Genomic DNA, 22,835 nt, shown 5'->3' with positions numbered 1-22,835 from the left:
CCCCGTCCGGCGAGCGGCCCGTTCACGGCCGGGACGTGAACGGGCCTCCCGGCCCGGCCAGAACCACGGTGAGCCGACCCGGCCACCCGAACGAGAGGAAGCGGACCCATGGAACGAACACGTCGACGCGACGGCCTGTGGATACGGGAAGCCGGCCCGGTGCCGCAGCAGGACGCGCCCGTCCGCCTGGTGTGCTTCCCGCACGCCGGCGGCGCGGCGTCCTTCTACCACCCCCTGGCGGCCGAGGTGGGCGCGGCCGCCGACGTGGTGGCCGTGCAGTACCCGGGCCGCCAGGACCGCCGCGCCGAACCGGCGTGCGTGACCATCGCCGAACTCGCCGACCGCGTGCACGACGAGATCCAGGCCTGGACGGACCGGCCCCTGGTGTTCTTCGGGCACAGCATGGGCGCGGTCGTCGCCTACGAGGTCATCCGCCGTATGCAGCGGCAGGAGGAGCACAGGCCCCTCGGGCTGATCGTCTCGGGCCGCCGCGCGCCGTGCCTGCCCGTCCCCGCGCGGAACATCCACCAGCGCGGCGACGCCGCCCTGATCGACGAGCTGCGGCGGCAGAGCGGGACCGCGGCCGGCCTCCTGGAGGACGAGGAGGTCGTCCGCATGATCCTGCCCTCGCTGCGCGGCGACTACCGCGCGATCGAGACCTACCGCCACCAGGAGGGGGACGAACTCTCCTGCCCGATCACGGCGATGACCGGCCGCCAGGACACGGCCGCCACCGTGGAACAGGTACGGGCCTGGGAGAACCACACCCACGCCGCATTCGAACTGCGGCTCTTCACCGGCGGCCACTTCTACCTCAGCGATCAGTGGGGCGCGGTCGGCGCGGCCGTCCGCGACTGCCTCACCGCCTTCGCCCGGCCCGTGGCCACCCACTGAGAAGGAGGAGACCATGACCGAAGCGACGGTGCAGACCGGTGCCTGGCTGCGGCGCTACCACCCGGCCGACGCGGCTCCGGCGCGCCTGGTGTGCTTCCCGCACGCGGGCGGGTCGGCCACGTACTACTACCCGCTGTCCCGGTCGCTGTCGCCGGCCGTCGACGTGCTGGCCGTGCAGTACCCGGGCCGCCAGGACCGCCGTACCGAGACCCCGGTCGACGACGTGACCGCGCTCGCCGACTTCGTGACCGAGGAGCTGCGGCCCTGGGCGGACCGTCCGCTGGCGCTATTCGGCCACAGCCTCGGAGCCACCCTCGCCTACGAGGTCGCCCTGCGGCTCGAAGCCGAAGGCGTCGAGCCGGTGAAGCTGTTCGCCTCCGGCCGGCGGGCGCCGTCCTGCCACCGCGGGCACGAGGCGGTCCACCTCGACGACGACGAGGCGCTCCTGGCCACCGTCAGGTCCCTCCGCGGCACCAGCCCGGAGGTGCTGGCGGACGACAAGCTGCTGCGCCGCCTGCTGCCGGCGTTCCGCGGCGACTACAAGGCCGCCGAGACCTACCGCAAGCGCCCCGGTACGCCGCTGCTGCGCTGCCCGGTGACGGTGCTGACGGGCATCGCCGACCCGGAGGTCACCCGGGCGGAGGCCGACGCGTGGGCGGACCACACGGCAGGCGACTTCACCCTGCACGAGTTCCCCGGCGGCCACTTCTACCTCAACGAACACGCCGTGTCGGTGATCGACCGCATCCGCGAGACGCTCGTGCGCTGATGCCGTGCGGGGTCGGGGATTCATGAGGGGCCGGTCAGCTCCGCCCGCACGGTCTTGCCACTGGGCGGGTAGGGGAGCGTCTCCCAGTGGTCCGCGATCGCGGCCACGAGCGAGAGACCGCGCCCGCCGGCGTGAAGCACTGTGTCGGTCACGGCGCTCGCGGGACGCACCATCGGCCACCGGTCCCCGCGCGCGTCGGTGACGTCGATGCGAAGCCGGCCCGGCGATTCCTCGAACCCGAGGGTCAGCCGGAAGCTGCGACCGGGCAGGTGGCCGTGGAGGACGGCGTTGGCGGCCAGCTCCGCCACGACGATCTCGGCACGTTCCGTGAGGTCCTCCGGGGCGCCCCAGGACCGCAGTTGGCTCACGCCGAGCAGCCGGGCGAGCCGGGCGCCGCGCCGCGTGGAGGAGAGCAGCTGCGTGAAGGTGAAAGGCGAGGTGGTGAACGGGGGAGCGGGTTGGTTCATGGCGCCAGCGTGACGTCCTCGGGCGGCGGGACGCGAGCGTCGCGCCGCGTACGCTCGGTCAGCGTACGGGCACACGGAGTGGACGGTACGCCTGCCGGGCCGTCACGCTGAGTGCCGCACGTATGCGGGCTTGAGCGGCGGGAGAGAGGGGCGGCGGATGGACATCGCCGAAGCGGAGGCGGCCACGGGAGACGGCTCACGGACGGTTCCGGCGGGGGAGGGGGAGCGGGAACCCCACCCCTCGGACAGTCTGCGGACGTTCGGCGCGGTCGTCCAGGCGTTGCGCGAACACGCGGGCCTCAGCCGGGGTGAGCTCGCCGTCGCCGTCCAGTACTCCAGGCACACCGTGGAGTCGGTGGAGCTGGGCCGCCGGATGCCGGACGGGGCGTTCGTCGAACGTGCGGAGGAAGCGCTGGGCAACACGGGTGCGCTGCGCAGAGCCGCCCGCCATCTCAGCCGGGGCGAGGTGGGCCTCGCGGCGTGGTTCCGGCGATGGGCACGGCTGGAGCGGGAGGCGGTGAGCCTGTGCACCTACGAGTGCCGGCTGGTGCCCGGACTGTTGCAGTCGGAGGCGTACGCGAGGGCGGTGTTCGAGGGCACGATCCCGCTGCGGACCGACGAGGAGCTGGAGGCGCAGCTGATCGCGCGGATGGAGCGGCAGCGGATGATGCGGGAGAAGCCCAACGTGCCGTTCAGTTTCATCGTGGAGGAGCATGTGTTCCGGCGGCGGTTCGGGGATACGGAGGCGATGCGCGGGCTGCTGGACCACGTGCTGGAGCGGAGCGCCCCGCGCAATGTGACGCTCCAGGTGGTGCCGCTCGACGCGGGACTGCACGCGTGTCTGGATGGGCCGGTGCAGGTGCTGGAGACACCGGAGGGCCGGCGGCTCGGCTACTCCGAGGGCCAGGAGAACGGGCGGCTCATTTCCGACCCGAAACAGGTGAGTGTGCTCTGCCACCGCTATGAAACACTGCGCTCGCAGGCCCTGAGCCCGAAGGATTCCCGGGACCTGCTGGAGCGACTGCGAGGAGAGCTATGAGCAGGGGTACGACGGGACTCGCCTGGTTCAAGTCCAGCTACAGCGGCAGCCAGGGCGACAGTTGCGTGGAGGTCGCGATCGCCGAACAGGCTGTCCACGTACGGGATTCCAAGGACGTGAGCCGCTCGGCCTTCGCAGTGGGCCGCGACGGCTGGCAGCGGTTCGTGCGGTTCGCGTCGGAGCGCTGAGCCCGAGGTGCGCCGTCCGCCGTACGCGACGCAGCGCGGCGGACGGCGCACCCTCCTGGGGACGGAGCCGTCAGGTCAGGGTGTTGCGCAGACGGGGACCCGGGTGGCGGATGTACACCTTTCCGGAGCGGGGGCAGTCGTGTTGCCCGCGCCGATCTTGTGAGGCCGCCCCTTGGTGGATCGATCACCCGCCTGCCCCTTACGGCTATCGCGTCAGACTCCCAGGCTGCGATACACCCGCTTTGCAACTTCTCGAAACCAACAAGCAAGTTGACGCATGCAGAAAACCTGCCCCGTGGAACGATCGTGGGGCGAGGTGACGTTGGCTCTGCCTATTTCGCCTAAAGCGTGTTGCAGAAGGTTGTGTCCGGGCAGGCCAGGGCTGGGTTGGGTGCCGGTCTGGTCATGCGGCGAGGGCGAGGTTGTGCAGGTGGGCGACGGCCTGGACCGCGTGGTGGAGTCCGCTGCCGCGCTGACGGCAGTCGCGGAGGATCTTGTAGTGCTTCATCCGGGCGAAGGCATGCTCGACACGGGCCCGCACCCGTCGGTGCTCGGCGTTGTCCTCCTCCTCGCCCGACAGCAGGGCCCGGCCCGGGCGTTTGCGGTGCGGGATCACCAGGCCGGTGTTGATGTACGCGCCGTCCCCCAGCACGGTCACGCCCTCGCAGACGGCGGCCAGGCCGGAGTCCCGCCAGGCCTTCGCGTCCGCGGTATTGCCCGCCCGGTACAGGCCGGGCCGCCGCGATGACCAGCTTGGTGTCGGCATCGATGACGACCTGCACGTTCGCCGAGAACCGGTAGTTGCGTGAGGAGGCACCGACCGTGCGGTCGCGGAGCGGGATCAGGGTGCCGTCCACGATCCACAAACGCTCGACGGCGTCGTCAGGGCGGGTGGCCGGCTCGATTGCGAGCAGCGGCCGCAGCCGCTGGATCACCCGGCACACCGTCGCCGGCGAGACACCGAACAGCGGTGCGAGCTGCCGCATGGTGAGGTTCGTGCGGTAGTACACAGCCACCAGCAGCACCCGGTCCGCCAGCGGCAGGCACCACGGCCGGCCGCCGCCAGGACCGTTCCCGCCCCGTTCCCGCACGACCTTCACCAACCGCTCGAACTGCCGCATCCGCAGACCCGTGAACGTCTCCACCCACAACGGCTCAGCCCTCAGCACCCCACCCATACAGGGAAAATGCCCGAACCGCAGCCTTCTGCAACACGCTTTACACGTCAGAGCTTTTCGGGTGGATCTTCGACAGTGACTGTCGAACAGGCGGCGGAGCAGGCGCTCCCGGGTGCAACTATGGGGCGCAATATGACATATGGGTAGAAAGCCAAGGGTATCGGGTCGATTCCGATGGCTATCTCGTTCCTGGTGTACTCGCGGCGGTAATCACTCATCGACCAAGTGGAAGAAAATCAGCAACGGCAGTCGCCGCTCGGCCCGACTTCAACAGTCAACTGTCCGCGTGGGGTCACTATGAGAAGCATGTGCTGGGAGTGAAGAGAAACAGGAAGGGGAAGGTGACTGGCCCGACCGCCTTGCCGCCCAACATGCCAGAATTTCGCGGTCAGGGTGGATTCGACGACTACAGGCATACCGCCCGGTCATTCATGTCGGGAGCCGGCCCGAGGGGGTCTGTGACGCTTCCGTCTGAATCAGGTGGATTCTATAGGATCGACCAGAGCACCGGATACTTCGGCTACATGAATAGTTCTGGCACCATTTCCACCTTCTTTCGCCCGCACATGGACCCGATGCAATACTTCAAGGAGCAGTTCAAATGACCTCTCCAAGTGGAGGAACGCTGAGCTCGGCTTTCGTTCGGGTGGCCTCCATGGCTGGATGGAGCTCACCACGCGACCCTTGGCGATCTTGTGGTGGATGGCGGATTTTCGTGGAGGAGTGCGTGGAGGGCTACGAGATGGATTACAGCGAGTACCTGCATGACATCTCCGTTAGGGACTTGCTTGACCTCGTGCTCGAAGATGAGGAAGCTCGATCGGCAGTAGAATTTGCAGACTTCACGGCAGCTGTTGTAGAGAGTGATTCCACTTTCCGCTCACTCATTGCGCGGGGGCCGCTGATCAGGCCCAATGATTCGCGATGGTGGAGGCGATCTCTACCGCCCTACGGCGGAAATGAGTTTGTTAATGATGTAGAAGAAAGGCTACATGTCTCTCTAACAAGGACAGTATGACCTTAGTGTGCCCGCCGCCTAGGTGGCGGGCACACTAATGCGTCGGTGTCCCGCCTGGCGCGTCGGACAAGCTGAAGCCCGTGGTCGCATTTCTGGTGGATTCTTGGTGGGATCTGACGGATAACCGGCGTTTGCCGTTCACCTCCGCGCGGGCGAACGGCTCAGTCAGCCGTAGCTACGCCGCGGCAGCTTCATCCAGCACCACTTCCCGGATGCGTCCACGTGGCCGCCGAACTCCGCCCGGACTGGACCCCGACGGCGACCAGCGCGAGGTCGCGGTGCTCGTTCGTCGCCTGGGCGCATGCCGGCTGGGCAGCGAGCCGAGAAACCAACCCTGCCCGACTCTTCAAGTACGCAGCGCGGAAGCCTTCGGGCCCCGCCAAAAGCCCAGAAGATTCTCGAAGGCGCCGTCACTCCCCCGCCCCGCGTCCGTGCGGGCCGGCATGGGAGTGACGGCGCCTTGTCCGGCGGCGCTCAGATGTCGCGGAAGATCTCGATCTGCGCCCCCACCGAGTTCAGCCGCTCCGCGAGGTCCTCGTACCCCCGGTTGATGACGTAGACGTTGCGCAGCACGGACGTCCCCTCCGCCGCCATCATCGCCAGCAGCACCACCACGGCCGGGCGCAGGGCCGGCGGGCACATCATCTCGGCGGCGCGCCAGCGGGTCGGGCCCTCGACGAGCACGCGGTGCGGGTCCAGGAGCTGGAGGCGGCCGCCGAGGCGGTTGAGGTCGGTCAGGTAGATGGCGCGGTTGTCGTAGACCCAGTCGTGGATGAGGGTCTGGCCCTGGGCCGTCGCCGCGATGGCCGCGAAGAAGGGCACGTTGTCGATGTTCAGGCCCGGGAACGGCATCGGGTGGATCTTGTCGATCGGCGCCTCCAGCTTGGAGGGACGCACGGTCAGGTCCACCAGCCGCGTACGGCCGTTGTCCGCGGTGTACTCGGCGCTGCGGTCGTGGTCGAGGCCCATTTCCTCCAGCACCGCGAGCTCGATCTCCAGGAACTCGATCGGCACCCGGCGGATGGTCAGCTCCGACTCCGTGACGACCGCGGCGGCCAGCAGGCTCATCGCCTCGACCGGGTCCTCGGAGGGCGAGTAGTCGACGTCCACGTCGATGGCCGGCACGCCGTGCACGGTGAGCGTCGTCGTGCCGATGCCCTCCACCCGTACGCCCAGGGCCTCCAGGAAGAAGCACAGGTCCTGGACCATGTAGTTGGAGGAGGCGTTGCGAATCACGGTGACGCCGTCGTGGCGGGCGGCCGCCAGCAGCGCGTTCTCGGTCACCGTGTCGCCGCGCTCGGTCAGCACGATCGGGCGGTCGGGCGCGACGTCCCGGTCGACCTGCGCGTGGTACAGCCCCTCGGTGGCGGTGATGTCCAGCCCGAAGCGGCGCAGCGCGATCATGTGCGGCTCGATGGTGCGGGTGCCGAGGTCGCACCCGCCCGCGTACGGGAGTTTGAACTGCCGCAGCCGGTGCAGCAGCGGGCCGAGGAACATGATGATGGACCGGGTGCGGCGCGCGGCGTCCGCGTCGATGGCCTCCATGTCCAGGTGGGCGGGCGGGACGATCTCCAGGTCCGTCCCGTCGTTGATCCAGCGGGTGCGCACGCCGATGGAGTTGAGCACCTCCAGGAGGCGGTAGACCTCCTCGATGCGGGCGACCCGCCGCAGCACCGTGCGGCCCTTGTTGAGCAGGGAGGCGCACAGGAGCGCCACGCAGGCGTTCTTGCTGGTCTTGACGTCCAGGGAGCCGGACAGCCGGCGGCCGCCGACCACCCGCAGATGCATGGGCCCGGAGTATCCGAGCGACACGATTTCGCTGTCGAGCGCCTCGCCGATGCGCGCGATCATCTCAAGACTGATGTTCTGGTTGCCGCGCTCGATGCGGTTGACGGCGCTCTGGCTTGTGGCCAGTGCCTCGGCCAGCTGCGTCTGCGTCCAGCCACGGTGTTGACGGGCGTCGCGGATGAGCTTGCCGATGCGTACGAGGTAATCGTCTGCCATGGCGGCAGGTTATCTCAGATATGAGATGGGGCTCCCGGTGGGGTAGGCCATCAGGGTGACAGAGTGTGCGCTGTGGGGTGGCGTGGTTCATAGAGGGGCAATTCGGCACCGCTCGGCAGTCGCAGCGAGGCGAGCAGCCCCCACCCCTGGTCGCTCACCGGCTGGGCCACCTCGGCCCCACGGTCCGTCAGCTCGCGCAGCGCGCCCTCAATGTCGTCGCATATCAGGTAGAACTCGTGGCGCTCCTCGTCCCCCGACGGGTGGACGGCGACCTCGGCGGGCGGCAACTTGAAGATGAGCCATCCGCGCCCCGCGTCGACGTGGTCGAACCCCAGCACGTCCCGCAGGAACGCCCGGTCCGCGTCGGCGTCCCGCGTGTAGAGGATGACGTGCGCGCCACTGAACATGCTCCGATGCTCACGGCGCGGCACGGGACCGCGCCACCGGAGCGCACCCGTATGGGGACGAAAGAGCACATACCGGACCTCGGTCGGCCCCGATCCACCCCGGCCGGCCCAGGCCGACCGACCCCGGCGGGCCGCAGTGCCGACCCCGACCGACCCCGACCGACCCCGACCGACGCCGGCCGGAACCGGTCGACCGGCCCCGGTCGGCCCGGCCGACCCCGGTCCACCGACCCCCGCGCAGCGGCCCGCCCGTCCGGCCGCAGCCGCGTGCGTCCCGCCGCCGTCCGCGCCGGAGCCTCAGCCCCGCGGCAGCGCGCGGTCGAGGAGGGGCAGCAGGCGGTCCCAGTGGCGCTGCAGTCCGGCGGGATCGAAGGCGTCGGTGTCGGACATGGTGAACCCGTGCTGGGTGCCGGGGTAGATCTCGGAGGTGTAGTCGGCCTTCCCGGCGTCCAGGGCCCGGTTGAGCTCGCCGAGGGCCTCGGGCGTCAGGTCGCTCTCGGCGTGGCCGAAGTGGACCCGGGCGGTGATCCTGGCCAGGGTCTCGGGCCCGTCGGCGCCCACGGGGCCGTGGAACGCGGCGAGGGCGGCCACCCGGCCGGGGTGGGCCACCGCGGTGCGCAGCGCCAGGAGGCCTCCGATGCAGTAGCCGGTCACCGCGACCGGTCCGGCGGCGACCTCCGGCCGGCTCGTGAGGAACCCGAGGTAGGCGTCGGCGTCGCGCCGTGCGCGTTCGGCGGTGTGCGCCTCGATCAAGGGCATCAGCCGGGCCATGAGCGCGGGCCGGGCCTCCGCGCCGATGTGCTCGGGAAGGTCGAACAGCGGTGCCGGGCCGTGCCGGTGGAAGACGTTGGGGACGAGTACGTAGTACCCGTGCCCGGCCAGTTCGCGGGCCATGTCCCGCAGCACCGGCCGGATGCCGAAGCCGTCCGCGTACATCAGCACCCCCGGGTGCCGCCCGCCGTGGTCGGGGAAGGCGGCGAAGGCGTCCGCCCGGCCGTCCGCGGTGGGAATGTGCAGTGTCCTGGTGGGCATGGGTTCTCCTGTCGTGGTTGATGGGTCGAGCCTGTGATCAACACGACGGAGGCGGAGCCCGTGCGGCAGCGCGGGATCCTCGGTCGGACAGCGGGCCCGCACCGGCCCGCACGGCGCTCAGGAGAGCACCGGGTCGCCGATCCGTGTGTGGCGTGATGCCGTCCCGGTCTGCATGGCCGGTCAGCCTAGCCCACCCCTGCGGAGCGGTCCCGTCGTTTTTCCGGTCCTCTGACCGGGGCCGTCGTACGACCGGAGGCGCACGGCGCGGCGCCGGCGTTCCGCGTCGGACGGCCGGACGACGGGGTCCGCCGAGCGAAGCCCCGAGGGGATGAGGGAGGTCACGGGGTGCCGGGACATGACCGGGCAGCGGTCATGTACTAGAGTTATCTCGACATCGAGATATCTGCCGAAAGACGCACCGCAGCCGCGCCAGCCGGTAAGGGTTACCTAACTAAGTCTTACCTTAGCGGATCGGCGAGGAGCCCACGCGGCAGGATGCGGTAAGAACGCGCACATTGATGAAGGAGACTGTCGTGTCGGCGAACAGCTTCGACGCCCGCAGCACGCTGCGCGTGGGCGACGAGTCGTACGAGATCTTCAGGCTGGACAAGGTCGAGGGCTCCGCGCGCCTCCCCTACAGCCTCAAGGTCCTCCTGGAGAACCTGCTCCGCACCGAGGACGGCGCGAACATCACCGCCGACCACATCCGGGCCCTCGGCGGCTGGGACTCGCAGGCTCAGCCGAGCCAGGAGATCCAGTTCACGCCCGCCCGCGTGATCATGCAGGACTTCACCGGTGTGCCGTGCGTCGTCGACCTCGCCACCATGCGCGAGGCCGTCAAGGAGCTCGGCGGCGACCCGGCGAAGATCAACCCGCTCGCCCCGGCCGAGCTGGTCATCGACCACTCCGTCATCGCGGACAAGTTCGGCACGGCGGAAGCCTTCGGCCAGAACGTCGAGCTGGAGTACGGCCGCAACAAGGAGCGCTACCAGTTCCTGCGCTGGGGCCAGACCGCCTTCGACGAGTTCAAGGTCGTCCCGCCCGGCACCGGCATCGTCCACCAGGTGAACATCGAGCACCTGGCTCGCACGGTCATGGTCCGGGGCGGCCAGGCGTACCCCGACACCCTCGTCGGCACCGACTCCCACACCACCATGGTCAACGGCCTCGGTGTGCTCGGCTGGGGCGTCGGCGGCATCGAGGCCGAGGCCGCCATGCTCGGCCAGCCGGTCTCCATGCTCATCCCGCGCGTCGTCGGCTTCAAGCTCACCGGCGAGCTGCCCACCGGCACCACCGCCACGGACCTGGTGCTCACCATCACCGAGATGCTGCGCAAGCACGGCGTCGTCGGCAAGTTCGTCGAGTTCTACGGTGAGGGCGTCGCCGCCACCTCCCTCGCGAACCGCGCCACCATCGGCAACATGTCGCCCGAGTTCGGCTCCACCGCCGCGATCTTCCCGATCGACGACGAGACCCTGAACTACCTCAAGCTCACGGGCCGCTCCGAGCAGCAGGTCGCGCTGGTCGAGGCGTACGCCAAGGAGCAGGGCCTCTGGCTGGACCCGGCCGCCGAGCCGGACTTCTCCGAGAAGCTGGAGCTCGACCTCTCCACGGTCGTCCCCTCCATCGCCGGCCCGAAGCGCCCGCAGGACCGCATCGTCCTCGCCAACGCCGCCCAGCAGTTCGCCCAGGACGTCCGCAACTACGTGGACGACGTCGACGAGGCGGGCAAGGAGTCCTTCCCGGCCTCCGACGCCCCGGCCAACACGCCGAACGGCGCCCCGTCGAAGCCGGTACCGGTGACCGCCCCCGACGGCTCGACGTACGAGATCGACCACGGCGCCGTCACCGTCGCCGCGATCACCTCCTGCACCAACACCTCGAACCCGTACGTCATGGTCGCCGCCGCGCTGGTGGCCAAGAAGGCGGTCGAGAAGGGCCTGACCCGCAAGCCGTGGGTCAAGACCACCCTCGCCCCGGGCTCCAAGGTCGTCACCGACTACTTCGACAAGGCGGGCCTCACCCCGTACCTCGACAAGGTCGGCTTCAACCTCGTCGGCTACGGCTGCACCACCTGCATCGGCAACTCCGGCCCGCTGCCGGAGGAGGTCTCCAAGGCCGTCAACGAGCACGACCTCGCCGTGACGTCGGTCCTCTCCGGCAACCGCAACTTCGAGGGCCGGATCAACCCCGACGTCAAGATGAACTACCTGGCCTCCCCGCCGCTGGTCGTCGCGTACGCCCTCGCGGGCTCCATGAAGGTGGACATCACCAAGGACGCCCTGGGCACCGACCAGGACGGCAACCCGGTCTACCTCAAGGACATCTGGCCCTCCGAGGCCGAGGTGAACGACGTCGTCGCGGGCGCCATCGGCGAGGACATGTTCGCCAAGTCCTACCAGGACGTCTTCGCGGGCGACGCCCAGTGGCAGGCGCTGCCGATCCCGACCGGCAACACCTTCGAGTGGGACCCGCAGTCCACCTACGTCCGCAAGCCCCCGTACTTCGAGGGCATGACGATGGAGACCACCCCGGTCGAGGACATCACGGGCGCCCGCGTCCTGGCGAAGCTGGGCGACTCGGTCACCACCGACCACATCTCCCCGGCCGGTGCCATCAAGGCCGACACCCCGGCCGGCCAGTACCTCACGGAGCACGGCGTCGAGCGCCGCGACTTCAACAGCTACGGCTCGCGCCGCGGCAACCACGAGGTCATGATCCGCGGTACGTTCGCCAACATCCGCCTGCGCAACCAGATCGCGCCGGGCACCGAGGGCGGCTACACGCGTGACTTCACGCAGGACGGCGGCCCGGTCTCCTTCATCTACGACGCCTCCCGCAACTACATCGAGCAGGGCATCCCGCTCGTCGTCCTCGCGGGCAAGGAGTACGGCTCCGGCTCGTCCCGCGACTGGGCCGCCAAGGGCACCGCGCTCCTCGGCGTCAAGGCCGTCATCGCCGAGTCGTACGAGCGCATCCACCGCTCGAACCTCATCGGCATGGGCGTCCTGCCGCTGCAGTTCCCCGAGGGCGCGTCCGCCCAGTCGCTCGGCCTGACCGGTGAGGAGACCTTCTCCATCGCCGGCGTCACCGAGCTCAACGAGGGCCGCACGCCGCGCACGGTCAAGGTCACCACCGACACGGGCGTCGAGTTCGACGCGGTCGTCCGCATCGACACCCCCGGTGAGGCCGACTACTACCGCAACGGCGGCATCATGCAGTACGTGCTGCGCAACCTGATCCGCAACTAAGGGTCGGCCGCACGGCACCAGGGCCGCACCCCGTCCGCCGACGGGGTGCGGCCCTTCCGCGTACGCCTCAGCGCAGCAGCTCCACCTCCGCCAGCGTCGCGGCGCCCGCGGGCACCAGCCGGTACCGCTCGTACGTCCCCGGCCGCGCCACCGTGAACACCCGCGTCTGCCGGTCCCACGCGAACGACTCGCCCGACCGCCGGTCGAGGTCCCGCCACACGGTGCCGTCCCGCGACCCCTGGAGCACCCACCCCGAAGGGGCGGCGCCCCGCGCCGCCGAGGTCAGTGTGTACTGCACGGCGCGGGTGCCGGCGGGCACGGGCAGGTCCACCGCCGCGGAGAGCGAGGCCGCCGTCGCCGACGTGTCGTCGGACAGCTCGCCGGCGCCCGCCAGCGCGTCCCGCCGCGGTGACGGCACCCGGTCGTCCCGCGTGATGGACACCGGCGCCGCGCCCTTGCCCGTGCCCCACGCCGACGGCCTCGGGCCCATCTCGAACTCGAGCACCCCGCCGCGCGCGATCAGCGCGTGCGGCAGCGCGGTCGACGTCCACCGCTTGCCGTTGACCCTCAGCCCCTGCACGTAGACGTTCCGGGCGCTGTTCTCCGGCGCCCGCACCACCAGCGTGCGGCCGTTGTCCATCCGCACCGTCGCCTCGGTGAACAGCGGCGAGCCGATCGCGTACTCCCCGCCGCCCACGACCAGCGGGTAGAAGCCGAGCGCCGAGAACAGCCACCAGGCGGACTGCTCGCCGTTGTCCTCGTCGCCGTGGTAGCCCTGCCCGATCTCGCTGCCCGTGTACAGCCGGGACAGCACCTCGCGCACCTTCTCCTGCGTCTTCCAGGGCTGCGCGGCCGCGTTGTACATGTACGTCACGTGGTGCGCGACCTGGTTGGAGTGCCCGTACATGCCCATCCGCACGTCCCGCGCCTCCGTCATCTCGTGGATGACGCTGCCGTAGGAGCCGGTGAACTCCGGTGACGCGGTCTCGGGCGTCGCGAAGTAGGTGTCCAGCTTCTTCGCCAGCCCCGCACGGCCGCCGTACAGATTGGCCAGACCCCGGCTGTCCTGGGGCGCGGTGAAGGCGTAACCCCAGCCGTTCGTCTCGGTGTAGTCGTAGCCCCAGACGCGCGGGTCGTACGAGGCCGACGGGACCCGCCACGCGCCCCGGAGGTTCCGCCCCTGGAAGAAGCCCGCCTCCTTGTCGAAGAGCGTGACGTACTGGCGTGCCCGGTCGAGGAAGTAGGCGGACTCCTCCTTGTAGCGCGCCTTGCCGGTCTTCTCGAAGAGCGCGTCCGCCATCTTCGACAGGCCGTAGTCGTTGAGGTAGCCCTCCAGCGACCAGGACAGGCCCTCGTGGGTCTCGGTCGACGCGTACCCGAGGAAGGGCGAGGTCTCCATGCCCTTGCGGCCCACGCCCCGGCTCGGCGGCACCACCGTCGCGTTCTTCAGCGCCGCCTCGTACGCCGCCTCCGCGTCGAAGTCCACGCCCTTGACGTACGCGTCGGCGAACGCCACGTCCGACGACGTGCCCGTCATCAGGTCGGCGTAGCCGGGGGAGGACCACCGGGAGATCCAGCCCCCGTCCTTGTACTGCTGGACGAAGCCGTCCACCAGGCCGCCCGCCCGTCGCGGGGTGAGGAAGGAGTACGCGGGCCAGGTCGTGCGGTAGGTGTCCCAGAAGCCGTTGTTGACGTACACCCGGCCGTCGACGACCTTCGCGCCGGTGTGCACCGGCGTGTCGGGACCGGTCGGCGGGGAGAACGGGCTCGCGTACCGGTCCTTGCCGTCGACGCGCTCGAAGCCGGAGTTCGGGTACAGGTACAGCCGGTAGAGGTTGGAGTACAGCGTCACGAGCTGGTCGCGCGTCGCGCCCTCCACCCGGACGCGGCCGAGGATCCGGTCCCACGCGGCCTGCGCCCGTGCGCGCACCCGCTCGAAGCCCGTGCCCGGTGGGATCTCGGCGGCCAGGTTCCGCCGCGCCTGCTCGACGCTGATCAGGGACGTCGCCATGCGCAGCGTCACCGTGCGGTCGGCGCCCGCGTCGAAGCGCAGATGGCCCTTGACACCGGCCGACGCGGAGCCGGTGACGGGCGCGTCGAAGACGCCGTACACGAACATCCGCGTCGCGCCCGTGGACAGACCGCTCCTGACGTCGGAGAAGCCGGTGAAGGAGCCGGTCGCAGGGTCGAGGGTCAGCCCGCCCTCGTCGGTGACGTTGTCGAAGACGACCGACGCGTCGGCGCCCGGGTAGGTGAACCGCATCATCGCCGCGTGGTCCGTCGGGGCGATCTCGGCCTTCAGCCCGTTCTCGAAGGTGACTGCGTAGTGGTGCGGTCTCGCCGTCTCCTTCTCGTGGCGGAAGGGCAGCGCCCGCTCGCTCCGCCCGGTGGGCGGGGTGCCGGCCGCGGCGGAGGGCATCAGCTGGAAGGTCTGCCGGTCGCCCATCCACGGGCTGGGCTCGTGGCTGGCGCTGAACGCCTGGAGGACGGGCAGGTTGTCGGCGTTGTTGCCGCGCGCGTACTCGTACAGCCAGCTCTTGGAGCCTGCGTGGGTCACCGGCGTCCAGAAGTTGAAGCCATGGGGTACGGCGGTCGCCGGGAAGGTGTTGCCGCGCGAGAAGGAGGAGCTGGAGTTGGTGCCGCGCACGGTGGAGGCGTAGTCGGAGACGTGGGCGGCCGGCCGCTCGGGGGTCTTCGGCTCCAGCGTGATGTCGTCGATCCAGCCCTGGAACTTCCCCGGGCCCCGGGGCGCGTCGTACGCCACCAGGATCCGGTCGACGGTCCTCCCGGCGGCCACGGTGCCGATCGAGGAGGACACGTGGTTCCACTGGTTGACGTAGAGCCGCTTGGCGGCGCCCTGGCCCTGCGGGGACAGGGCCCCGCCATGGCGGTCGACCGCGCCCAGCTCGCTGAGGCGGGTGCCGTCGGTGAAGGCCAGGTCCACGGCGACGTGCGTCGCCGGGTAGTTCAGGTCGGTCTCCGCCATCGAGGGGAAGACGCGGTACGACAGCTCGGTGTCGCGCCCGACGCGCACGTCGACGTCGAAGACCTTGTTGTACGAGTAGGCCCGCCCGGCCGCCCGGTGGGTCCCGGCGTAGCGCAGCGCCCGCTTGCCGGTGAACCCGGCGGCGGCCTTGGCGGTGGGGGAGCCGACCGGGCCCCGGTCGGCATGACTGCGCATGTCGGGCGGCACGGGCGTGGAGGTGTCGCCGTCGGAGAACTGCACGTCGGCGAGCTGGGTGATGTCGGCGGCGCCGTTGTTCCGGGTGATCTCCAGCCGGTAGTGCCGGTAGGAGGCGGCCCGCTCCAGGTCGTACGTCCTGGTCTCGAAGCGCCGCGTGAACGACTGGCCGGCGCGGGTGTCCAGGACGGTCCACCGGGTGCCGTCGGCCGAGCCCTTGAGCGTCCAGTCCGCCGGGTCGCGGGGCGCGTGGTCGTTGGCGGAGGTCAGCGCGTACGTGGCGACCGCCACCGGCTCCTCCAGGTCGAACTCGACCCAGGCGGTGGGGGAGAACGTGAGCCACTTGGTGCCGGGCTGGAGGTCGACCAGGTTCTCCTTGGTCTCCCCGGCGGCGGAATTCTCCCCGCTCGCCCGCAGCTCGGTCACCTTCTCGGTGACGTTGCCCGGTATTCCGGCGGCGAAGCCGCCGTCGACGCCGGACGCCCGACGCTCTCCCGCGGCGTCCAGGTCGACGGTGTTGCGCCAGGTGGGCGGCGCCTCGCCGGCCTCGAAGGAGGAGCTGAACCGCCGCTCCACCGGTTCGGGTTGGCGGGCGAGGGCCAGTGCGGCCGACGGGGCGGCGGTCAGCGCGGCCGTCACGGTCAGGGAAGCGGCCGCCACAAGGGCGGCCGTACGGAGGTGTCTGTGCCGTTTTCTCGATCGGAGGTGCATGCCGCGTCCTGCCTCCTGCCTCGCGCCGAAGCGTGGTGGACAACGTTGTCAGGTGAGCTGCGCAGGCACCAGTAGGAAGTAAGTGGCGAGTGGTGTCAAGGGTGTTGGCCGCGGCGGAAGGCGGAATTCAGTCGTTCTGCCGCACCTGACGGCGCGTAAATGCGGATCAGGACCTCCGGCCTTTCCGTGAGGTCTCAACTCGGGAAAGAAGGCCGGCCAAAGTTGCTTTCGATCTTGCCCGGTTGACGAAAAGTGGACTATACCTGTCGGCGACCCAAGCATCTGCGACACGACCCAAGCTGCACCTGACCGCGGTGGCGGGGCCCTTCGCCTGCGGGCGAGCAGTACGGGCGACCGGTCCACCGCATGAGTCCTGGAGAAGGCGAGGACTTGAGCATGGGATCCACCTCCGCCCGCAACGGCAACGACGGCATCGGCCGCCGTGATCTGATCAAGCGGTCCGCCGCACTCGGCCTGGTCACCGTACCGACGGCCGGCTTCCTCTCCGCCTGCGCCACCGGCGGCGGCACCAGCGAGAAGGAGACGAAGGCCCCCGGCGGCGAGAAGACCGCGAAGAACCCGCTCGGCGTGGCCAAGGGCGCCCCCCTGGAGGCGTTCATCTTCAAGGGCGGCCTGGGCGACCAGTACGCGAAGGACGCGGAGGCCGACTACAAGGCCACCTACGGAGCCGAGGTCAAGCACACCGGCACCCAGCAGGTCGGTCCCAAGCTGACGCCCCGCTTCGCCGGCGGCAACCCGCCGGACGTCATCGACAACTCCGGCGCCGACCACCTCGACATGAACAAGCTGTCCACCCAGGGCCAGCTCCAGGAGCTCTCCGCGCTGCTCGACGCGCCCTCCCTCGATGACCCGGCCAGGAAGGTCCGGGACACCATCCACCCCAGCACCATCGAGAAGGGCAGGCACGGCGACGCGTTCGACGTGCTCTACTACGCCTTCACCATCTACGGGACCTGGTACTCCCAAAAGCTGCTGGACGACAAGGGCTGGACGTACCCCAGGACGCTCTCCGAGATGGTCACCCTCTGCGGCGAGATCAAGAAGGCCGGCATCGCCCCCTGGACGTACGCCGGAAAGTATCCCTACTACGTCCACTTCAACCTCTTCGCCCAGATCGCCAAGATCGGCGGCATGGAGAAGTGGATCGCGATCGACAACCTGGAGCCGGGCGCCTGGACGTCGAACGACGCGGTCAAGGAGGTCGTCGAGCACTACGAGGAGCTCGCGGCCAAGAAGTACTTCCTCCCGGGCAGCCAGGGCCTGACCCACATCCAGTCCCAGACCGCCTGGAACAAGGGCAAGGCCGTCTTCATCCCCAACGGCTCCTGGGTGGAGAACGAGGCCGCCCCCACCACGCCGAAGGACTTCGGCATGGCCGTCGGCGCCCTCTTCGAGGGCACCGGCGACAAGATGCCGCACGGCACCCTGCGCGGCGAGCCGAGCGAGCCGTACATCGTCGCCGCGAAGGGCCGCAACCCGGCCGGAGGCATGGAGCTGCTGCGCATCATGCTCTCCCGGAAGCACGCCCAGAACTTCGCCACCAAGGTCAAGTCGCTCACTTGTGTCATGGACGCCACCGCGGGCATGACCCTCTCGCCGGGCCTCGCCTCCGCCAGCAAGGTGTTCAAGGAGGCGGGCGAGAACCTGATCAGCCTTCAGCTCCAGGAGTGGTACCCGGCCCTCACCGACGAGAAGATCGGCGGTCTGACCGGCCAGCTGCTCACGGGCGAGCTCAAAGCTGCCGAATGGATCAAGAAGACCCAGGCGGAATGCGACAAGGTGGCCAAGGACAGCTCCGTCACCAAGTTCAAGCGGTCCGCCTGACCGGCTCGGTCCGCAGCCGATCCGACGTCGTCGCACGCCGTCACGCCAGAACGAGGGAAGGGCCGGGGAGCACCGTGCAACACGGCAAATACCGATTCATCGTGGGCTTCCTGGCCCTGCCTCTGCTGATCTACGGCCTTTTCGTCCTGTCGCCCTTCGTGCAGGCCTTCCAGATCTCCATGACCGACTGGTCCGGGCTCGTCGGCAGTGCGCGATTCGTCGGTGTGGACAATTTCGCCAAGCTCTGGGAAAGCGACGATTTCTGGAACGCCCTGCGCCACAACATCTACATGCTCGCGCTGGTGCCGGTGGTCACGCTGGGCCTCGGCCTCTTCTTCGCGTTCATGCTCAACGTGGGCGGCCCGCGCCGGAAGAACGCGGTCGTCACCGGGGTGACCGGCTCCGCCTTCTACAAGTTCGTCTTCTTCTTCCCGCAGGTCATCTCCATCACGATCATCGCCGTCATCTGGTTCAACATCTACAACCCCGATCCGGACGACGGCATGCTGAACTCCCTGCTGGGCGCCATCGGCCTGGACTCCTTGCAGAACGCGTGGCTGGGGGAGAAGAGCCTCGCCCTGTGGTGCATCAGCGCGGTGATGGTCTGGGGCCACGTCGGCTTCTACGTGGTGCTGTTCTCCGCGGCGATGGCCTCCATCCCGCGGGACATCTACGAAGCGGCCCTGCTCGACGGAGCCGGCCGCTTCCACACCTTCTTCCGGATCACGCTCCCGCTGCTGTGGGACACCGTCCAGACCGGGTGGGTGTACATGGGCATCATCGCCCTGGACGCCTTCGCCCTGGTCCAGATCATGTCGGTGAACATGGGCGGCCCGGACGGCGCCACGGACGTCATGCCGCTGAGGCTGTACCTGACGGCCTTCCGCGACAGCCAGTTCGGTTACGCCTCCGCCATGGGTGTCGCGATGCTCGTGGTCACGATGGCGTTCGCAGTGCTCACGATGCGCTTCGCGCGCCGTGAGCGGATCGAGTACTAGGGGGTACGGCGGATGACGACCGAAGAGATCGACAAGACCCCCGTCGTGGCGAAGCGGGACGACGGCGGGCCCGCCGCGCCCGGCCCCCTCGCCCGCACGCCCCGGCCTGCGGGCGGCCGCGGCGCCGCGGGCGGTGTGCTCAACGTCTTCTCCCACGGCATCCTCGCGGTGTGGGCGCTGATGGTCGGCGTGCCGCTGCTGTGGGTGCTGTGGAGCGCCTTCAAGGACAGCAACGGCATCCTGTCCGATCCCTGGGGCCTGCCGGCCACCCTGCACTGGGAGAACTGGTCCAACGCGTGGAACGACGCGAACATGGGCCAGTACTTCGTGAACACCGCGATCGTGGTGGGCGGTTCGGTCATCGGCACGATGGTGCTCGGCTCGATGGCCGCGTACGTCCTGGCCCGCTTCACCTTCCCCGGCAACCGGTTCGTCTACTACCTGTTCGTGGCGGGCATGTCCTTCCCCGTCTTCATGCTGGTGATCCCCCTGTTCTTCGTGCTGCGGGACTTCCCGGGCAGCTCGCTGCTGGCGACGTACCACGGGCTGATCCTGGTGTACATCGCCTATTCGCTGCCGTTCACCGTCTTCTTCATGACGGCGTTCTTCCGTACGCTGCCGACCTCGGTGGCGGAGGCGGCCATGATCGACGGAGCCTCGCACACCCGGACGTTCTTCCAGGTCATGCTGCCGATGGCCAAACCCGGTCTCATCAGCATCGGCATCTTCAACTTCCTCGGGCAGTGGAACCAGTACCTGCTGCCGATGGTGCTGAACCAGCAGGAGGACAAGTACGTCCTCACCCAGGGCCTGGCGATGATCGCCCTGCAGCAGGGGTACGAGAACGACTGGGGTGCCCTGATGGCCGGCATGATGATCGCGATGCTGCCGGTGCTCGTCGTCTACGCGGTCTTCCAGCGGCAGGTGCAGGCTGGCCTCACGGCCGGTGCGCTGAAGTAACGGAACGGGCACGCGGCGACGATCCGCTCACGAAACGAAACCGCCCGGCGGCAGGGTCACCCCCGCCGCCGGGCGGTTTCGCGGTTAAAAAGGGCTTATGCCCGCTTTCTCCGCATCTTGGTCGCTCATCAGAGGCCCGCAACGCTCAAGGTCTTGACGGGGAGCAACCCAAAAGGCTCAGCTTAGAGTTCACATGTTGGAGAAAACGGCAGGAGTGAGAGAGTCGATGGAGACTCCGGGGTCGCAGACATCTCTGCATCGGGCCAACCTCGAGCGGGTCGTACGTGCCGTGCGCATGGCCGGCTCCCTCACCCAGGCGGAGATCGCCAGGACCACCGGCCTCTCCGCGGCCACGGTCTCCAACATCGTCCGGGAGCTGAAGGACGGCGGCACCGTCGAGGTGACCCCCACCTCCGCGGGCGGCCGCCGGGCCCGGAGCGTCTCGCTCAGCGGGGACGCCGGCATCGTCATCGGCGTGGACTTCGGCCACACCCACCTGCGCGTGGCCGTCGGCAACCTGGCCCACCAGGTGCTCGCCGAGGAGTCCGAGCCGCTGGACGTGGACGCCTCCTCCGCCGAGGGCTTCGACCGGGCGGAACACCTGGTCAAACGGCTGATCGAGACGACCGGCATCGGCCGCGACAAGGTGGTCGGCGTCGGCCTGGGCGTGCCCGGCCCCATCGACGTCTCCTCCGGCACCCTGGGCTCCACGTCGATCCTGCCGGGCTGGACCGGCATCAACCCCAGCGAGGAGCTCTCCCGCCGCCTGGGCGTCCCGGTGTACGTCGACAACGACGCCAACCTCGGCGCCCTCGGCGAGCTCGTCTGGGGCGGCGGCCGCGGGGTCAAGGACCTCGCGTACATCAAGGTCGCGAGCGGTGTGGGCGCAGGGCTGGTGATCGACGGGCAGATCTACCGGGGCCCCGGCGGCACCGCCGGCGAGATCGGCCACATCACGCTGGACGAGTCCGGCCCCGTGTGCCGCTGCGGCAACCGCGGCTGCCTGGAGACCTTCACCGCCGCGCGGTACGTCCTGCCCCTGCTCCAGCCCGGGCACGGGCCCGACCTCACCATGGAGCGGGTCGTGCAGCTCGCCCGGGAGGGCGACCCCGGCTGCCGCCGGGTGATCGCGGACGTCGGCCGCCACATCGGCAGCGGTGTCGCCAACCTGTGCAACCTCCTCAACCCCAGCCGGGTCGTGCTGGGCGGCGACCTCGCGGAGGCCGGTGAGCTGGTGCTGGCCCCGATCCGCGAGTCGGTGTCGCGGTACGCGATCCCCAGCGCCGCCCGGCAGCTCTCGGTGGCTCCGGGGGCCCTCGGCGGGCGGGCCGAAGTGCTCGGAGCGCTCGCCCTGGTATTGAGTGAGATGGGCGATTCGACCCTGCTGGAGAGCGCCGTCCCCGCCTCCACGCCTGCGTTCACTTAGATAACGGATGGCACCGTTGTCATCTCGTTGTCAATTTACTCCTTGACGACGGCGAGTCGGCCGAGTTGACTCACAGCCACCTCGGCCGCAACGTCGCGGCCTCGTCAGGGAGGCAACCCACATGAACGCAATGACGCGACGCTTCGTCATAGGCACCGCCGCGGTCTCCATGGCCGCGACCCTCGCTGCGTGCGGCAAGGCGGGCGACGGTGAGAACGCCGGCGGGAGTGGTGGCGACAGCAAGACCATCGGTCTGCTGCTGCCGGAGAACAAGACGACCCGTTACGAGACGTTCGACCGCCCGATCATCGAGGCGAAGATCAAGCAGCTCTGCTCGGACTGCGAGGTCAAGTACAACAACGCCGCGCAGGACACCGAGACCCAGAAGAAGCAGTTCGACGCCCTCGTCACGCAGGGCGTCAAGGTGATCATCCTCGACGCGGTCGACTACAAGGCCACCAAGTCCTGGGTCCAGCAGGCCGAGAAGAAGGGCGTCAAGGTCGTCGCGTACGACCGCCTCGCCGAGGGTCCGATCTCCGCGTACGTGTCGTACGACAACGAGAAGATCGGCCGCCTGCAGGGCGAGGGCCTGGTCAAGGCGCTCGGCGCCAAGGCCAAGGACGCCAACGTCGTCATGATCAACGGCTCGCCGACCGACCCCAACGCCCCGCTGTTCAAGAAGGGCGCGCACAGCGTCCTCGACAAGCAGGTCAAGAAGGTCGTCTACGAGCAGGACATCCCGGACTGGTCGCCCGACGAGGCCAACAAGAAGATGGGCGCCGCCATCGACTCCCTGGGCAAGGACGGCTTCCAGGGCGTCTACTCCGCCAACGACGGCATGGCCGGCGGCATCATCACCGCCCTCAGCAAGCAGGGCATCAAGGTCCCGGTCGGCGGCCAGGACGCCGAGCTCGCCGGTCTGCAGCGCATCCTGAAGGGCGACCAGGCCTTCACGATCTACAAGCAGATCAAGCCGGAGGCCGAGACCACCGCGGAGATCGCCGTCCGCCTCCTCAAGGGCGACAAGATCGACGACCTGGTCTCCACGAAGGTCACCAGCCTCACCGGTGAGTTCAAGGACATCCCGGCCAAGCTCTACGACGCCGAGATCGTGACCAAGGACAACATCGGCTCCACGATCATCGCCGACAAGGTCTACAGCCCCGCGGACATCTGCACCGCCGAGTACAAGGCGGCCTGCGAGGCGGCCGGCATCAAGTAGCCGCCGGCATCGCGCACCCCCCCCACAGGTGAGGGCCCGCACCGCGGCCCCCCTGCACCGGTCCGGCGCCCGCCCCCTCCACGCCCCGCAAGCAACGGGGGCGGGGCGCCGGACTCCCCCGGACCCGGGGCTCCTCGGCGGCCGTGCGCCCCGAGTGCCCCGGCCGGGCCCCGCGGCCCGGCCGACGGCCCGGCCCTCGCACCCCTTTGCTCAACGCACCACCATCCCCGCCGGACAGGCGGCGA

The 22,835-nt window shown here is 69.4% G+C and carries 16 protein-coding genes and 1 pseudogene; 11 read left to right on the top strand and 6 right to left on the bottom strand.

From position 1 onward, the window contains the following. Positions 1-108: 108 nt before the first annotated feature. A complete protein-coding gene (locus ACIA79_RS04945) occupies positions 109-894 on the top strand; it encodes a thioesterase II family protein (protein ID WP_399426731.1) in 786 nt (261 codons plus the stop codon). Positions 895-907: 13 nt separating this feature from the next. Then, positions 908-1,663 (top strand): thioesterase II family protein, encoded by a 756-nt coding sequence (locus ACIA79_RS04940; RefSeq protein ID WP_399426730.1) that lies wholly within the window; start codon positions 908-910, stop codon positions 1,661-1,663. A 20-nt stretch (positions 1,664-1,683) separates the two neighbouring features. Here ACIA79_RS04940 and ACIA79_RS04935 read toward each other — a convergent pair whose 3' ends face one another. Next, positions 1,684-2,130 (bottom strand): ATP-binding protein, encoded by a 447-nt coding sequence (locus tag ACIA79_RS04935; protein ID WP_399426729.1) that lies wholly within the window; start codon positions 2,128-2,130, stop codon positions 1,684-1,686. Positions 2,131-2,287: 157 nt separating this feature from the next. On the opposite strand from ACIA79_RS04935, the gene ACIA79_RS04930 reads away from it, so the two are divergent. Next, the gene (locus ACIA79_RS04930) at positions 2,288-3,169 is read left to right on the top strand and encodes a Scr1 family TA system antitoxin-like transcriptional regulator (protein ID WP_399426728.1); all 882 of its coding nucleotides are present in this window, start codon (positions 2,288-2,290) and stop codon (positions 3,167-3,169) included. Continuing rightward, the gene (locus tag ACIA79_RS04925) at positions 3,166-3,357 is read left to right on the top strand and encodes a DUF397 domain-containing protein (protein ID WP_399426727.1); all 192 of its coding nucleotides are present in this window, start codon (positions 3,166-3,168) and stop codon (positions 3,355-3,357) included. Before ACIA79_RS04930 ends, ACIA79_RS04925 begins: the two co-directional genes overlap by 4 nt. Positions 3,358-3,760: 403 nt before the next feature. Here ACIA79_RS04925 and ACIA79_RS04920 read toward each other — a convergent pair. Further along, a pseudogene (locus ACIA79_RS04920) lies at positions 3,761-4,535 on the bottom strand (transposase family protein). A 727-nt stretch (positions 4,536-5,262) separates the two neighbouring features. Between ACIA79_RS04920 and ACIA79_RS04915 the strand changes: the two are divergent. Beyond that, positions 5,263-5,553, top strand: coding sequence for a hypothetical protein (locus tag ACIA79_RS04915; protein WP_399426726.1), 291 nt, complete (start codon positions 5,263-5,265; stop codon positions 5,551-5,553). 474 nt (positions 5,554-6,027) lie between these two features. Here ACIA79_RS04915 and ACIA79_RS04910 read toward each other — a convergent pair whose 3' ends face one another. The 3 genes from ACIA79_RS04910 to ACIA79_RS04900 all read right to left on the bottom strand — a co-directional run bounded on the left by ACIA79_RS04910 (position 6,028) and on the right by ACIA79_RS04900 (position 8,996). Continuing rightward, the gene (locus tag ACIA79_RS04910) at positions 6,028-7,557 is read right to left on the bottom strand and encodes a helix-turn-helix domain-containing protein (RefSeq protein WP_391816140.1); all 1,530 of its coding nucleotides are present in this window, start codon (positions 7,555-7,557) and stop codon (positions 6,028-6,030) included. A gap of 50 nt (positions 7,558-7,607) precedes the next feature. Next, the gene (locus tag ACIA79_RS04905) at positions 7,608-7,964 is read right to left on the bottom strand and encodes a VOC family protein (protein ID WP_399426725.1); all 357 of its coding nucleotides are present in this window, start codon (positions 7,962-7,964) and stop codon (positions 7,608-7,610) included. A gap of 297 nt (positions 7,965-8,261) precedes the next feature. After that, complete coding sequence (locus ACIA79_RS04900; protein ID WP_399426724.1) at positions 8,262-8,996, bottom strand: dienelactone hydrolase family protein; 735 nt, start codon at positions 8,994-8,996, stop codon at positions 8,262-8,264. 533 nt (positions 8,997-9,529) lie between these two features. Here ACIA79_RS04900 and acnA point away from each other — a divergent pair. Then, on the top strand, positions 9,530-12,247 hold the full coding sequence (gene acnA / locus ACIA79_RS04895; RefSeq protein WP_399426723.1) for an aconitate hydratase AcnA: 2,718 nt from the start codon (positions 9,530-9,532) through the stop codon (positions 12,245-12,247). 67 nt (positions 12,248-12,314) lie between these two features. Here acnA and ACIA79_RS04890 read toward each other — a convergent pair whose 3' ends face one another. Next, a complete protein-coding gene (locus tag ACIA79_RS04890; RefSeq protein ID WP_399426722.1) occupies positions 12,315-16,139 on the bottom strand; it encodes a GH92 family glycosyl hydrolase in 3,825 nt (1,274 codons plus the stop codon). Positions 16,140-16,535: 396 nt separating this feature from the next. Between ACIA79_RS04890 and ngcE the strand changes: the two genes are divergently transcribed. From ngcE to ACIA79_RS04865, 5 genes are all read left to right on the top strand, one after another. Continuing rightward, positions 16,536-17,984 carry an N-acetylglucosamine/diacetylchitobiose ABC transporter substrate-binding protein gene (gene ngcE, locus ACIA79_RS04885; RefSeq protein WP_399426721.1) on the top strand — a complete coding sequence of 483 codons (1,449 nt, stop codon included), beginning with the start codon at positions 16,536-16,538 and terminating at the stop codon, positions 17,982-17,984. Positions 17,985-18,058: 74 nt separating this feature from the next. Further along, a complete protein-coding gene (locus tag ACIA79_RS04880) occupies positions 18,059-18,982 on the top strand; it encodes a carbohydrate ABC transporter permease (RefSeq protein ID WP_399426720.1) in 924 nt (307 codons plus the stop codon). Positions 18,983-18,994: 12 nt separating this feature from the next. Then, positions 18,995-19,942, top strand: a complete 948-nt coding sequence (locus tag ACIA79_RS04875) for a carbohydrate ABC transporter permease (RefSeq protein ID WP_399426719.1) — start codon at positions 18,995-18,997, stop codon at positions 19,940-19,942. A 226-nt stretch (positions 19,943-20,168) separates the two neighbouring features. Next, positions 20,169-21,368, top strand: a complete 1,200-nt coding sequence (locus ACIA79_RS04870) for an ROK family protein (RefSeq protein ID WP_399426718.1) — start codon at positions 20,169-20,171, stop codon at positions 21,366-21,368. Between the two features lie 121 nt (positions 21,369-21,489). Then, positions 21,490-22,590 (top strand): substrate-binding domain-containing protein, encoded by a 1,101-nt coding sequence (locus ACIA79_RS04865; RefSeq protein WP_399426717.1) that lies wholly within the window; start codon positions 21,490-21,492, stop codon positions 22,588-22,590. The last annotated feature ends 245 nt before the right edge of the window (positions 22,591-22,835 follow it).

Source organism: Streptomyces sp. NPDC051310, assembly GCF_044455245.1.
Lineage (GTDB): Bacteria > Actinomycetota > Actinomycetes > Streptomycetales > Streptomycetaceae > Streptomyces.
This window is presented reverse-complemented; position numbering and strand designations above follow the sequence as displayed.

What these genes read in the sequence shown, in the direction of transcription:
- ACIA79_RS04865 (WP_399426717.1), top strand. Translation starts at nt 21,490, where the DNA reads ATGAACGCAATGACGCGACGCTTCGTCATAGGCACCGCCGCGGTCTCC.
- ACIA79_RS04930 (WP_399426728.1), top strand. Translation starts at nt 2,288, where the DNA reads ATGGACATCGCCGAAGCGGAGGCGGCCACGGGAGACGGCTCACGGACG.
- ACIA79_RS04940 (WP_399426730.1), top strand. Translation starts at nt 908, where the DNA reads ATGACCGAAGCGACGGTGCAGACCGGTGCCTGGCTGCGGCGCTACCAC.
- ngcE (WP_399426721.1), top strand. Translation starts at nt 16,536, where the DNA reads ATGGGATCCACCTCCGCCCGCAACGGCAACGACGGCATCGGCCGCCGT.
- ACIA79_RS04925 (WP_399426727.1), top strand. Translation starts at nt 3,166, where the DNA reads ATGAGCAGGGGTACGACGGGACTCGCCTGGTTCAAGTCCAGCTACAGC.
- ACIA79_RS04935 (WP_399426729.1), bottom strand. Translation starts at nt 2,130, where the DNA reads ATGAACCAACCCGCTCCCCCGTTCACCACCTCGCCTTTCACCTTCACG.
- ACIA79_RS04890 (WP_399426722.1), bottom strand. Translation starts at nt 16,139, where the DNA reads ATGCACCTCCGATCGAGAAAACGGCACAGACACCTCCGTACGGCCGCC.
- ACIA79_RS04870 (WP_399426718.1), top strand. Translation starts at nt 20,169, where the DNA reads ATGGAGACTCCGGGGTCGCAGACATCTCTGCATCGGGCCAACCTCGAG.
- ACIA79_RS04900 (WP_399426724.1), bottom strand. Translation starts at nt 8,996, where the DNA reads ATGCCCACCAGGACACTGCACATTCCCACCGCGGACGGCCGGGCGGAC.
- ACIA79_RS04910 (WP_391816140.1), bottom strand. Translation starts at nt 7,557, where the DNA reads ATGGCAGACGATTACCTCGTACGCATCGGCAAGCTCATCCGCGACGCC.
- ACIA79_RS04945 (WP_399426731.1), top strand. Translation starts at nt 109, where the DNA reads ATGGAACGAACACGTCGACGCGACGGCCTGTGGATACGGGAAGCCGGC.
- ACIA79_RS04905 (WP_399426725.1), bottom strand. Translation starts at nt 7,964, where the DNA reads ATGTTCAGTGGCGCGCACGTCATCCTCTACACGCGGGACGCCGACGCG.
- ACIA79_RS04875 (WP_399426719.1), top strand. Translation starts at nt 18,995, where the DNA reads ATGACGACCGAAGAGATCGACAAGACCCCCGTCGTGGCGAAGCGGGAC.